Source organism: Helicobacter zhangjianzhongii (genome assembly GCF_030249855.1).
GTDB classification, from domain to species: domain Bacteria; phylum Campylobacterota; class Campylobacteria; order Campylobacterales; family Helicobacteraceae; genus Helicobacter_B; species Helicobacter_B zhangjianzhongii.
In genome coordinates, this window is record NZ_JANURN010000001.1 from 339,100 (window position 1) to 353,437 (window position 14,338).

At 43.3% G+C, this 14,338-nt stretch carries 6 protein-coding genes; 4 read left to right on the plus strand and 2 right to left on the minus strand.

What is annotated here, in order from left to right; translation table 11 throughout:
* Positions 1-27: 27 nt before the first annotated feature.
* Positions 28-2,841 carry an excinuclease ABC subunit UvrA gene (gene uvrA, locus NYG90_RS01560; protein ID WP_285256439.1) on the plus strand — a complete coding sequence of 938 codons (2,814 nt, stop codon included), beginning with the start codon at positions 28-30 and terminating at the stop codon, positions 2,839-2,841.
* Between the two features lie 370 nt (positions 2,842-3,211).
* Here uvrA and NYG90_RS01565 read toward each other — a convergent pair whose 3' ends face one another.
* Positions 3,212-3,388 carry a hypothetical protein gene (locus tag NYG90_RS01565; protein WP_285264593.1) on the minus strand — a complete coding sequence of 59 codons (177 nt, stop codon included), beginning with the start codon at positions 3,386-3,388 and terminating at the stop codon, positions 3,212-3,214.
* 23 nt (positions 3,389-3,411) lie between these two features.
* Positions 3,412-6,123, minus strand: coding sequence for a DNA polymerase I (polA, locus tag NYG90_RS01570; RefSeq protein WP_285256396.1), 2,712 nt, complete (start codon positions 6,121-6,123; stop codon positions 3,412-3,414).
* Between the two features lie 180 nt (positions 6,124-6,303).
* On the opposite strand from polA, the gene dnaE reads away from it, so the two are divergent.
* The 3 genes from dnaE (at position 6,304) to NYG90_RS01585 (ending at position 14,337) form a co-directional block, all read left to right on the plus strand.
* A complete protein-coding gene (gene dnaE / locus NYG90_RS01575; RefSeq protein ID WP_285256397.1) occupies positions 6,304-9,930 on the plus strand; it encodes a DNA polymerase III subunit alpha in 3,627 nt (1,208 codons plus the stop codon).
* 20 nt (positions 9,931-9,950) lie between these two features.
* On the plus strand, positions 9,951-11,432 hold the full coding sequence (locus tag NYG90_RS01580; RefSeq protein ID WP_285256398.1) for a saccharopine dehydrogenase family protein: 1,482 nt from the start codon (positions 9,951-9,953) through the stop codon (positions 11,430-11,432).
* 97 nt (positions 11,433-11,529) lie between these two features.
* The gene (locus tag NYG90_RS01585; protein ID WP_285264594.1) at positions 11,530-14,337 is read left to right on the plus strand and encodes a site-specific DNA-methyltransferase; all 2,808 of its coding nucleotides are present in this window, start codon (positions 11,530-11,532) and stop codon (positions 14,335-14,337) included.
* Position 14,338: the final 1 nt, after the last annotated feature.

The window sequence follows — 14,338 nt, forward strand, 5'->3', positions numbered from 1 at the left end:
CTAGAATCCACTTTTGTAGAGAATACTATGCAAGATTACATAGAAATCATCGGCGCACGAGAGCATAATCTCAAAAATATCCACCTAAAAATCCCCAAAAATAAGCTTGTAGTCTTTACCGGGCTTAGCGGCAGCGGCAAAAGCACTCTTGCCTTTGATACGCTCTATGCTGAAGGGCAGCGGCGGTATATCGAGTCGCTATCCAGCTATGCTAGGCAGTTTTTGGACCGCGTGGGCAAGCCTAGTGTGGATAAGATTAACGGGCTAACGCCAGCTATTGCAATTGATCAAAAAACCACGAGCAAAAACCCTCGCTCCACTGTTGGCACGATCACAGAGATTTATGACTATCTGCGCTTGCTCTATGCGCGAGTGGGCACGCAGCACTGCCATTTGTGCGATAAGCCTATATCCTCTATGACTTCTAGCGATATTATCGCCCAAGTCCTAGCCCTGCCAAGCGAGGCTAAAATGCTGATTTTAGCCCCAATCGTGCGAGAGAAGAAGGGCAGCTTTGCAGATAAGATTCAAGAATTGCGGCAAAAGGGCTTTGTGCGTGCGTATATCGATGGCGTGATGGTGCGACTTGATGAGGAGATCACCCTTGCTAAGACCAAAAAGCATAGTATAAAAATCATCATCGATAGAGCCCAAAACTCCCAAGAAAACGCCCCGCGCATAGCCCAAGCCGTGGAGAAAGCCCTGCAAGAGTCCTTTGGCGAGGTGGAGATAGAATACACCCTTGATGATAAGCATCACTTAATCCACTATTCCGAGCATTTTGCTTGCTTTGATTGTAAGGTGAGCTTTGAGCCGCTTGAGCCTTTGAGCTTTTCTTTCAACTCGCCTAAGGGGGCGTGTGAGAGCTGCTCGGGGCTAGGGAGTAAATATAGCATTGATTTGAAAAAGATCTTAAACACTTCTTTGCCGCTCAATGATGGTGGGATAAAGGTCATCTTTGGCTTTAATCGCAACTACTATGCCGAGCTATTTAAGGCATTTTGCAAGCAATATGGCATAGATAGCACAAAAAGCTTTGATGAGCTAGATAAAACCAAGCAAAACACCCTGCTCTATGGCGGTAGCGAAGAAGTGGAGATTATTTGGCGTAATAGCACGCTAAAACGCCCGTGGAAAGGGATTTTGCAAATCGCGTATGATATGTTTAAAGATGAGCGAGATTTACACGACTATATGAGTGAAAAGCCCTGTGATGCGTGCGGGGCAAACCGCCTAAAGCGCGAGTCTCTTAGCGTGAAAGTCGCAGATAAAGGCATAGGCGATGTGATCACTATGCCCATTGAAGAGGCATACGCATTTTTTGCCAATGAAAAAAACTTCGCCTATTTAAGCAAGCAGCAGAGCTTCATTGCCGCGCCGATTTTGCGCGAGATTATAGAGCGGCTGTTTTTCTTAGTCGATGTGGGGCTAGGCTATCTTACCTTGCGCCGCGATGCACGCACGATAAGCGGAGGGGAAAGCCAGCGCATACGCATAGCCAGCCAGATAGGAAGCGGACTTACAGGCGTGCTGTATGTGCTAGATGAGCCAAGCATAGGACTACACGAGCGCGATACGCTAAAGCTGATTAAAACACTGCGCAACTTGCAAGAAAAGGGCAATTCTGTCATCGTTGTAGAGCACGATAGAGAGACGATTTTGCACGCGGATTTTATCGTCGATATTGGTCCGGGGGCTGGGGCTTTAGGCGGGGAGGTGATTTATAGCGGGGATTTAGCCGGTATGCTAGAGTCTAGCACGCTTACCGCCGAGTTTATCAACCGCAAGCGCGACATCTCCTATCAAACTAATCGCAAAAAAGAGCAGTGGCTCTCTATCAACAATGTCTCCATTAACAATATCAAAAACCTTAGCACCAAAATCCCACTGCAAAACTTCGTATGTGTTACAGGTGTGAGCGGCAGTGGGAAGAGCTCTTTGATCTTGCAAACCCTGCTTCCTGTAGCCCAAGAGATGTTAAATAATGCGAGAAAAATCAAAAAATGCGATGGCGTGGAGATTGTAGGGCTAGAGCATTTGGATAAAGTGATTTATCTAGATCAAAGCCCCATAGGTCGCACCCCAAGGAGCAATCCAGCCACCTACACAGGCACGATGGACGAGATCCGTGCGATTTTTGCCCAGACAAAAGAGGCAAAAATCCTAGGCTTTGGGGTATCGCGCTTTAGCTTCAATGTGCGAGGAGGGCGGTGTGAAAAATGCCAAGGAGAAGGGGAAATCACCATAGAAATGCACTTCTTGCCAGATGTGCTAGTCAAGTGCGATCTCTGCCAAGGCAGCAAATACAACGCCCAAACCCTGCAAGTCAAATACAAAGGCAAGTCCATAGCCGATGTGCTAGCAATGAGTGTGGATAGCGCGTGCGAGTTTTTCGCCAAGATCCCTAGAATCCACCAAAAGCTAAAGACCTTGCAAGATGTGGGGCTAGGCTATATCACCCTAGGGCAGAATGCCACGACACTAAGCGGCGGCGAGGCGCAGCGGATCAAGCTTGCTAAAGAGCTAAGTCGCAAAGACACTGGACGCACGCTCTATGTGCTAGATGAGCCAACTACCGGGCTGCATTTTGGCGATGTGGATCGGCTCACAAAAGTGCTGCATCATCTCGTAGAGCTGGGCAATAGCGTGATTGTAGTCGAGCATAATTTGGATTTGATAAAAAACGCGGATTATATCATCGATATGGGACCTGAAGGCGGCGATAGGGGCGGAGAAGTGATCCTAGCAGGCGATGTCCCAAGCATTGTCAAAGCTGCGCCAAAATCACGCAGCTACACGGCAAAATTTTTAGCCAAAGAGCTAAAAGAGAGCAAGAAGTAAAAGTGGATTCTAGGGGGTGCGATTCAGTCTTGGGTGAGCAATGCGATTGATTACGCTATTTTTAGGACAACCGCAGACCTCTAGTCTTGCTCTGCCCTAAAAATAGCGTAAAACAACCACAGCCCCACCACAAAGCGCAGCTTCTTTAGAAAACAAGCGAAGCGGTGCAAGGCGAAGCCGCAGCAGGTTTCTTTAGTAATCCTTAGAATCGTGTTTTTCCAAAAGGGACTTCGCTCCTAGAATCCACTTTTACACTAGAATCCACTTTTGATAATCCACCGCTAAGGCACAAACACAAACGATACAAAAAGTGGATTCTAGCTTTTAGCCTTGCTTCAGTCCCTAGAATCCGCTTTTGTGTTTTTTTGTGTTATGGATTGCCACGCTTTGCTAGCGCAAAGCTCGCGATGACAGAGATGGGCAGCGGGCGCAAGGCTCGCAATGACAGAAAAAGCAGTGGATTGCTTTGGTCGCTTTGCTCCCTCGCAATGACAGGGGATATATGACAAGAAAAAGGGGCGTTTTCACAAAAGTCGGCGTTTTTCAAAAAGTGGATTCTAGGGCTAGGATCTACTTGAGATCTGCCCAGCTATCACCTAGTGAAATAGTGGATTCTAGCGGGATAGCTAAGGGATAGATAGTATCCATAATATGCGCGATTTCTTTGGCGGATTCTAGGGCGTTTTGTTTGGGTAGCTCGAAAATTAGCTCATCATGCACTTGCAAAAGCATAGCGATATTTGAGCCTTGTATATGGCTATGGATTTGTAGCATAGCCATTTTGATAAGATCCGCCGCACTGCCTTGGAAGATCGTATTGACTCCTTCGCGCAGATAATTCGCACGCATAAAATCTGTGGCATAGCTAAAGTCAAAATACCGCCTATGCCCTAGCAGCGTCTGTGCATAGCCATTGTGCAAGATCTCTTGCTCTTTGGATTGTAAAAAGGCTTTGACTGAGGGGAAAAAGTCAAAATAGCTTTGGATATAGGATTTTGCTTCGCTAAAGCTTATATCTAGCGTTTGGGATAATTTCCGCGCGCCCATACCATAGATAAGCCCGAAATTTATGCTCTTAGCAATATGCCGCTTCTCTTGCGCTTGCTCTGGGGAAAACAAAATGCTAGCAGTTTGCAAATGTATATCTAAGCCTTTACAAAACGCCTCTATCAGCGCAGAGTCCTGTGAAAAATGCGCGAGCAATCGCAGCTCGATTTGCGAGTAGTCGATTGAAAGCAGCGTGTAGTCATCACTCTTAGCACGAAATCCCGCGCGGATCAGCCTGCCTTGCTCGCTACGCACGGGGATATTTTGGAGATTGGGATTTTTAGAGCTTAGGCGTCCTGTGGCGGTGCCACTTTGCAAAAATGAAGTATAGATCCTGCCATTATCATTATGCTTTAAAAGCGGCTCTACATAGGTGTTTTTCAGCTTGCTTATCTCTCTATATTCTAGGATTTTAGGGATCACAGGGTGGGCATTTAGCAGGGCTTGCAAGGTCTTTTCATCAGTGCTATACCCGCCTTTAATCTGCCTTTGAGCCTTTAGCCCAAGCTTGTCAAAAAGCATAGATCCTAGCTGCTTGGGGGAGTTGAGATTAAAGACATCATTGCAAAGGGTGAAAATCTCTTGCTCTAGGGCTAGAAGCTCCTTGCTAAAGCGGGCTAAAAGTGCCTGAAAATACTCCGTGTCAATGCTAATCCCACAGCCCTCCATTTCCATAAGCACTTGGATAAAGGGAAATTCTAAGTCGTGAGCTAGGGCGTTTAGGTGGCTTAGATTTTTGGATTCTAGGGCGTGGGTGATGGCATAAAAGAGCCTAAAGCTAGCAGCCGCATCTTCTGCGGCATACTCTGTGGCAGATTCTATGGAGACTTGGGAGAAGTCTTGCTTACCGCCTAGCGCATCGCTAAAGCTAATCATCGTGTGATTAAACCACTTGTGCATTTGCTCATCTAAGCCTACCTTGCTTGCACTATCATAGAGCCACGCCAAAATCATAGAGTCATAAATCTCGCGCTTTGGGCTTATGCCTAGCTTTTTGGCGATCTGCAAGTCGTATTTGAGATTATGCCCGATAAGTGGGTAGGAGAAAAGTAGCTCTAAAGCCGCCTTTGTATCTGCCAGAGAGAGCTGGCTTGGTGCGCCTAAGTAGGTATGTGCCACAGGGACATAGTAGGCATTTTCTCCATCAAAGCAAAAGCTAAAGCCCACAAGCTCTGCCTTTCTTGTATCAAGCCCTGTGCTTTCGCAATCATAGGCGATTTTGGTGTCTTTGGGCAGGGGGGCTAGCAGGGCTTGGATCTCTTCTAGTCTCCACAATGTATGGGCGGTGTAGTGGAATTGTGCAGAAGTGGATTCTAGGGGCTGTGTGGGCTGGGCTTTTGGCTTTGAAGCGGCTTCGTGTTTGACATTCATCGGCTCGCCCGAGAGTCGCTGGATTATTTTGGTAAATTCATAGCGAGTTAGCTCATCGAGGATTAAAAGTAGCGGGTTTTTCTCCGGCATAGCAAGAGCTTGGAAATCCACATCTAAGGGCAGATCTTTGACAAGGCTTACAAGCTTTCTGCTAAGAAGCGCGCTAGACTTCTGCTCTTTTATCGTGTGGGCTAGTCGCTTGCCAATGACTGCTTCTAGCTCATCTTCTCTAGCATACATCGCATCAAGTGAGCCAAAATGCTCTAGTAGCTTGCACGCACTCTTTGCGCCTATGCCCTTAATGCCCGGGACATTATCGCTTGTATCGCCAACTAGGCTTTGATAGTCGATAAACAAATGCGGTGGCACGCCAAATTTCTGCTGGCACTGCTCTTGTCTAATTTCTACTTGCCGCACCGGATCAATTAGTGATACTTCATCATCAATAAGCTGGTAGAGATCTTTATCGTGGCTGATGATATGCGTGCGTATGCCTTTTGCCTTTGCTATGTGGGCTAAAGAGGCGATCACATCATCTGCTTCATAGCCCTCTTTTGCAATTTTTATAAGCTGCATTTTCTCAATCCACTCAATGGCAATAGGCAGCTGCAAAAGCAGCTCTTGGGGCGTTTCTTGGCGATTTGCCTTGTAGTCTTTGTAAATGTCCTTGCGGATATTTCGCCCCCCACCCTCTAGGGCAAAGACAATATAGTCGTGTGGATTACTTTTATAAAGCTTCATAATGAGATTGGCAAAGCCGGTAAGCAGCCCCGTGGGGAAGCCTTGGGAGTTTTGCAAGGGCGGGAGCGCGTAAAAACTACGGAAGAAAAATCCAAATGTATCAACAATAATGAGCTTTTGCATAATGAGCCTTTGTGCGATAGTCAAAGCACAAGTATAACTAATTTGCGTATGGGTATCTAAGCTGCAATGATGAGCATTTACTAGAATCCACTTTTGATATAGCGCAAATCTAAACTAATCCTAATGCCAAACTAGCTAGAATCCAGCAGAGTTTATAAATAGCAAAGAAGGAGTAAAAATATGGGCTACACACATCTACATCTTCATACAGAATATTCTATGCTTGATGGTGCTAATAAGCTAGAAGTGCTTGCCAAACGCTTAAAAAGCCTTGGTATGACAAGTGTCGCTATGACTGATCACGGCAATATGTTTGGCGCGATTGACTTTTATACCAAGATGAAAAAGCAGGGCATACTGCCAATCATAGGGCTTGAAGCCTATTTGCACAATGCCGATGAGCTAGGGGATAAAAGCTCCAAATCCCGCTACCACTTATGTCTGTATGCCAAAAATGAGCAAGGCTATAAGAATCTAATGTATCTTAGCTCCCAAGCTTTTATCCACGGATTCTACTATCACCCACGCATTACAAAAAAGCTCCTAAGAGAGCATAGTCAAGGGCTGATCTGCTCATCTGCCTGCCTTGCAGGGGAGGTGAATTTCCACTTAAACTTAAGCGAGAGAAACTTGAAATACGGCGCAGGGGGCTATGAAGCGGCTAAAAAGGTCGCCCTAGAGTATAAAGAGATTTTTGGCGATGATTTTTACCTAGAGCTTATGCGCCACGGGATCCCCGAGCAAGTAGCCATAGATTCTCATATATTGCGCTTAAGCAAAGAATGCGGGATCAAGATCATCGCTACCAATGATGCCCACTATCCTACGCGCGATGATGCGGAGTTCCAAGAGGTGGCGATGTGTATCGGTATGGGGCGCACTCTGCAGGATAAAGGTCGCTTGCGCCATAGTGTGAAAGAATTTTATGTCAAAAGCGAGCAGGAGATGGCAAGGCTTTTTGCCGATGTGCCACAAGCCTTAGAAAACACCCAAGAGATCGCGCGAAAATGCGCGGATTTTAGCATTGATCTAAAAGATGAGAAAAGCAACCCCCCAACTCCACCGACTTTCAAATTTACCCAAGAATACGCCAAAGCTGAAGGGCTAGACTTTGAAAACGATGAAGAATACTTCATCTACAAATCCAAGCAAGGGCTAGAAAAACGCCTGCAAAATATCCCAGAATCTAAGCACCAAGAGTATCGCGAGAGGCTTGAGTATGAAATGGAGATTATCGCAAAGATGAAATTCCCCGGCTATATGCTCATTGTGTGGGATTTCATCAATCAAGCTAAGAAAATGGGCATACCCGTAGGTCCGGGGCGTGGTAGTGCGGCGGGGAGTCTTGTGGCGTTTTGTTTGGGGATTACAGATATTGATCCTTTGCGCTATGACTTGCTTTTTGAGCGATTCTTAAACCCAGAGCGCGTGAGTATGCCTGATATTGATACAGACTTTTGTCAGCGCAGGCGCGGTGAGATTCTAAACTATATGATTGAGCGATATGGCAAATACAATGTAGCCCAAGTCATCACCTTTGGTAAAATGCTCGCAAAAGGCGTGATACGCGATGTCGCACGCGTGCTAGATATGCCTATAAAAGATGCCGATAGCTTTGCCAAGCTTATCCCAGAAAAGCTAGGGATCACCTTGAAAGGCTATGAGAAAAATGGCGAGTTTATCGAAGGCGCGTGGGAGCTAGAGCCAAAGATCCAAGAGCTTGTAGCAAGCGATCCGCTAGCGGCGAAGGTATGGGAGTTTGCCCTAAAGCTAGAGGGCTTTAATCGCAATGCCGGTAAGCACGCAGCAGCTCTTGTGCTAGATAGTGAGAGAGAGCTATGGCATAAAACGCCACTATATGCTGGCACTGATGGGATTATACTCACGCAGTATTCTATGAAATACCTTGAAGCAGTGGATTTGATCAAGTTTGACTTCTTGGGGCTAAAGACGCTGACGGTGATTGATGATGCGCTAAAAATCATCGCCGATCGCTATGGCAAGCAGATAGACTTCTTGCAAGTTGATGTCAATGATCCAAAAGTTTATGAAATCCTCCAAAGTGGCGACACAATGGGGGTCTTCCAAGTGGAATCTGGTATGTTCCAGCGGCTTAATCGCAGACTAAAGCCCACAAACTTTGAAGATATTATTGCCATCATCGCGCTTGGTCGCCCCGGACCTATGGATTCTGGTATGGTAGATGACTTTATCAATCGCAAGCACGGCTTAGAGCCTATCACTTATATGTTCCCAGAGCTTGAGCCAATCCTCAAACACACTTATGGGACAATCGTCTATCAAGAGCAGATTATGCAAATTGTGCAGGTGATTGCTGGATTCTCACTAGGGGAAGCTGACCTTATCCGCCGTGCTATGGGGAAAAAAGATGAGCAGATTATGGCAGATAATAAGCAGAAATTTACCCTTGGTGCGGAAAATAATGGATTTGACAAACAAAAGGCAGCTGAATTATGGGAGCTAATCGTGCAGTTCGCAGGCTATGGGTTTAACAAATCGCACTCTGCTGCTTATGCGATGATCACCTTTGAGACAGCGTATCTTAAGACTTACTATGAGCACGAGTTTATGGCAGCATTGCTCACAAGTGAGTCAAACAAAATCGATAAAGTCGCAGAGTATGTAGAGGAGGCAAAGCGGCGCGGTATGGAGACACTACCGCCTCATGTCAATCTCTCTGATCAGTTTTTCAGTGTTGTTGAAGAGCAAAATGGGGAGAAAAAGATCGTCTTTGGGCTAGGGGCGATACGGGGTGCTGGTGAAGATGCGATGAGTAGTATTATTGAGTGTAGGAAGAGTGGAGGGGAGTTTAAGGATTTGGAGGACTTTATCTCTAGGGTGGATTTTTCTAAGATCACCAAGCGTGTTATGGAGCCACTCATCAAATCTGGGAGTCTTGATAATCTAGGCTACACACGCGCAACAATGCTTAAATATATCGATGAGATTTGCGAGATCGGGCGCAATAAACAAAAGCTTGAAGGAGAGATACATAACTCACTCTTTGCCGACTCACAAGATGAGCTTACAGGCATTAGATTTAGCTTTAGCGATATAGAGGAGTTTGATCAAAAAACCACACTAGATTATGAGTATGAATGCCTAGGGCTATATATCTCTGGGCATCCGCTAGAGACATATCGCAAGCAAATTACAGCACTTAAGGGTGTCTCTCGTATCGGTGCGCTAGATCAGCTAGAAGATGGCTCTAGCGTAATGCTTGCGGTAAAGGTTGTCGATCTAGAAAAGCGCGTGTCTAAAAGGGGCAATATCTATGGGGTTTTAAGCGTGATTGATCTCTCTGGCAATGCCAACATTACGATATTTGAGAGCACTATTGCTAAGCTTGAGGGTATGGATCTAAATGAGCCTATCGTGCTTAGTGGAAAAGTGGATTCTAGGGATAGTAAGAAAGAGTTTCGCGCCTTTGATGTGCTATCGCTTGAAGATGCCAAGCAGGCAAAAATCCGCCTAAAATACCAAAAAGATGATGACAGCCAAGAAGATGCAAGCCAGATAATCCCTATCCACATTGATCCAAAGAGTCTAGGCTCTGGCTGCGCGCTAGGGATCGTGCTAGATAGGCAGACTGATGTGGCGCATTTGGAGCGTATCTCGCAGTGTGCGAAGAAGCATAACGGCAGCCAAGAGCTGCATATCATCATCAAAGAAGCAGGCAGGAATTATGTCTTTGTAAGCGATCTTAAGGTGAGTGGCTCTATCACGCAAGAGCTTAGCGAGTTTGCGTGGGAAGTGCGTCAAAATATCGTAGAGCCGCAAGGCTAAATTATCTAAAAGGAGCGATTATGGCTTGTGTTTTACAAATTGGGGCTGGTGGAGTTGGGGGCGTGGTAGCGCATAAAATGGCGATGAATAGGGAGAGCTTTTCACGCATTATCTTAGCTTCTCGCACGCTAGATAAATGCAGGGCAATAGCGGATTCTATCCGCCAAAAGGGCTTAGGTGAGATTGAGATAGACTCTGTAGATGCAGATAGCGTGGAGTCTGTGGTAGCTTTGATTGAAAAATATCGCCCAAAACTCGTGGTAAATGTCGCACTGCCTTATCAAGATTTAGCAATTATGGAAGCGTGTTTGCGCACAAAAACGCATTATTTAGACACGGCAAATTATGAGCATCCAGATTCAGCACACTTTGAGTATAAAGAGCAGTGGGCGTATGATACACGCTATAAACAAGCAGGGATTTTTGCGTTGCTTGGTAGTGGGTTTGATCCGGGTGTTACAAATGTATTTTGTGCTTACGCACAGAAGCATTATTTTGATGAGATTTATAGCATTGATATTTTGGATTGTAATGCGGGGGATCACGGCTATGCGTTTGCGACTAATTTTAACCCTGAAATCAATCTAAGAGAGGTGAGCTCTAAAGCGAGATATTGGACAAAAGATATTAAAGATTCTAATGCAGAATCTAAAAGCCTTGTTTCACAAGCTGACTTAGACTTAAACCCTGATTTAAAGCAAGACACCATTTATCGCAAGTTTGAGAGAGAAGAGAAGCATTTTACGCTAGATTCTAATACGCAGGATTTGAAAGTAGAATCTTACTTTAATGGGCAGTGGCGAGATATTGCACCCCTAGCTCTTATGAAAGAGTGGGACTACCCAGAAGTTGGCGTGAAAAATAGCTATTTACTCTACCACGAAGAGCTAGAATCGCTTATCCGCAATATCAAAGGTTTGCGAAAAATCCGCTTTTTTATGACCTTTGGCGAGAGCTATCTCACGCATATGAAAGTGCTAGAGAACATCGGCTTTTTACGCATTGATGAGGTAGCACACAAGGGCGGCAAAATCGTGCCTATTGAAGTGCTAAAGACACTTTTGCCAGACCCAGCAAGTTTAGCTTCTCGCACAAAGGGGCAAACGCACATTGGCTGCTATATGAAGGGTGTGAAAGATGGGAAAGAACGCACGATTTATATCTATAATATTTGCGATCATACGGCTTGCTACAAGGAAGTCAATGCGCAAGGTGTGAGCTATACCACAGGTGTGCCAGCGATGATTGGAGCAAAGCTGATATGTGAAGATAAATGGGGGCTAAACCAGCCAAAAACACCAAACAACGCAGATAATGGTGATATGCCAAAGGGCGGGGAGCATCAAGGCATAGATTCTAGTAGTGGTAGTGGTGTGTGGAATATGGAGCAAAACGACCCCGACCCCTTTATGCACGAACTCAACAAACAAGGACTCCCATACATCGTCTGCGAGATAGAATCTAATGGCAATTTAAAAGTGCTAGAAGATGGGAGAAAATAGAGATTTGCAATACAAAATAAATCGCTTAAGCAAGATATGGGGAAGTTTTACTAAGCTTTATGACTAGCAAAAGCACATAAAAACACAAAGGCAAACAATGGACTACAAAAAGGCATTTTATAGCAAATTAGAGGAGTGTTATCTCGGTGCAAAGATAAAAGCCTATGAAAGGGCTAATACAGCACAAAATACACAAAGCAGCACAAGCAACGCACAAAGCGGCTTTAGCAATCTTTTAAGCATAAAAGAGCGGTATTTCTCTCACATAAAAGCTTATTTAGATTCTGCTATCCCAAATGATGATTTTAATTCACACGATATTTACAATAAGCTTTACACTTTCTTTGATAGCTATCTTAATGATACAGGCACGCCATTTTTCCACGATACGCCGCTGTATAAAAACATTTATGCAAAAGTCTATACTAATTCCAAAGATACAAGCCTTTTTTATAAAACAAAAGACTTATACTATGTCAAAAGTGATACGCTTTATACTAGCCTTACTTTAAGCGATGAAAACGAGCTAGCCCAAATCTACTTTGATACAAGTGAATACACGCAAAATGCTGATAATACCAAGCGAAAGCTTATTTTCAAACTTGATAAAATCGAGCAAACAAGCACAGATACACAAGATTCTATACCCACCATTTATATCAAGGTTTTAAGTCAAAAGGATTTATTCCCCGATCTTAATGCTGTGTTTAAAGAAAATAGCAATGAGTTGAGCGAAGATTTTATAAAATCCCTAAAAAAACATAAATTCCCCCTAGATGAAGCACACATAAAAAAGCTTTTTGCAAGTTATAAAAAGCAAAATGAAGTAGATTTTTTTATCCACAAAAATGCAAGGGCGTTTTTACAAGAGCAGTTTGACTTGTGGTTTTATCACTATCTCTATAAAGACAGCGAGTTTCAAGAATGGAGTGTAAAATCCATTTCACATTTACAAAGGATTCGCAATATCGCCTTAGAAATAATAGGGCTTATAGGTGATTTTGAAGATGAGCTAAAGGCGATATGGTTAAAGCCTAAATTTGTCAAAGCGGTAAATTATGTCTTTAGTCTTGATTTAATTTTAAGGCATTCAGTATTGAGCGATAAATCGGCGATTCTGCGTTCGCCAACTGCGGCACTTACGACTAGTAAGCTTCTTGTTGGCTCACTTGAAAACGCCGATTTCTCATCTCAATCCTTAGAATGCCAAGATTCTAATAAAACTCAATCGCAAAATACCGCACTTTTAGATTCTATATGCAAAGACAAAGGCTTTGAAAAGCAAATCAAAGAATGGCAAGATTTAGGGCTTATTGATGAGAGTTTTCAAGCACAAAACATAAGCGAAAAGATATTGAGTGATGACAAATATAAATTCCTACCCCTTGACACAAAGCATTTTAGCAAAGAGATAAAATATAAGATTCTAAGCGTGTTTGATGATATAGAATCCATTCTTAATGGTGAGCTAATAAAGGCAGATAATTTTCAAGCCTTAAATTCCCTAATGCCAAAATATCAAAACAAAGTGGATTTAATCTATATTGATCCGCCTTACAATACAGGCAATGACGGCTTTATTTATAGTGATAAATTTAATCACTCATCGTGGCTTTCAATGATAGCTAATCGCTTAGAATTAGCAAGGGAATTTTTAAAGGATAGCGGAAGCATTTTTATAAGCATAGATGATAACGAACAAGCAAGACTTAAAATTTTATGCGATGAGATATTTGGGGAAGGGAATTTTATGGCAAATATAATATGGGAAAAAGTTTTTTCTGCTGTTAATTTAAGGAAGGATTTTTCTCCCAACCACGATTTTATTAGCGTCTATTCAAAAAATATTGATAAAACATTGTTAAACCCATTACCACGAACAGAGGAAGCAAACGCAAGATACAAAAACCCCGATAACGACCCAAGAGGTATTTGGACAAGTGGTGATATGAGTGTAGGACCTGCAGTAGAAGCGAATATTTATGAAATTACTCTGCCTAGTGGTAGAAAAATTTTACCGCCAAAAGGTTATTCTTGGAGACTTTCAAAAGAAACATTTGAGGAATATTTAAAGGATAATAGAATTTATTTTAATGGTGGAGATTCTGTGCCTAGAATTAAAAGATTTTTAAGTGAAGTGAAAGATGGCATTACACCGCTTACGATTTGGAAACATAAAGAAGTAGGACACAATCAAGACGCCGCAAAAGAAATTTTAGCCCTATTTGATGACAAGATTTTTGATACCCCAAAACCCGAAAGGCTATTAAAAAGAATTTGTGAAATAGCTAGTAATGAAGATTCTATAATTTTAGATTTTTTTGCAGGAAGTGGGACAAGTGTAGCTACCGCACAAAAGCTAGGGCGTAAATGGCTTGGCATTGAAATGGGAGAGCATTTTTATAAAGTCATTATCCCACGCCTTAAAAAAGTTATCGCGGGATTCCAAAGTGGGATTAGCAAAGAGTGCGACTATCAAGGTGGCGGAGCATTTAGATACTACGAGTTAGAATCCTATGAAGAAGCATTAAAAGAATGTGAATATGTGCTTACAGATTGTCAATGTGAGAATAAGACAGGTAAAGAAATAGGCAATAACGCTGAAGCGATTTACCCTGCTAAAGATTATCAAAAAGCACAAAAAATCATTGATTACAGAAAATCCCGCAAACTCATTAAAAAGCTGAATAAGGGCGAAACAATCACGCTAGATATGAGTGGATATAGAAAGGAATTTGATTTATTCCACACTTTAGCAAACTTGCAAGGGCTAAAAATCAAGCGATTATTTTTAGATTCTAAAGGTATAGAATCTTGTGAGTTTGATAATGGCGATATTGTATCATTAGAGCAAATCGACTTGCACACATACCCAAAACTTAAAAATCTTTTGTGGTGGGAATAGG

Bases quoted from the DNA above. Each gene is read 5' to 3' on its own strand.
- polA (WP_285256396.1), bottom strand. From the start codon at position 6,123: ATGCAAAAGCTCATTATTGTTGATACATTTGGATTTTTCTTCCGTAGT.
- NYG90_RS01585 (WP_285264594.1), top strand. From the start codon at position 11,530: ATGGACTACAAAAAGGCATTTTATAGCAAATTAGAGGAGTGTTATCTC.
- dnaE (WP_285256397.1), top strand. From the start codon at position 6,304: ATGGGCTACACACATCTACATCTTCATACAGAATATTCTATGCTTGAT.
- uvrA (WP_285256439.1), top strand. From the start codon at position 28: ATGCAAGATTACATAGAAATCATCGGCGCACGAGAGCATAATCTCAAA.
- NYG90_RS01580 (WP_285256398.1), top strand. From the start codon at position 9,951: ATGGCTTGTGTTTTACAAATTGGGGCTGGTGGAGTTGGGGGCGTGGTA.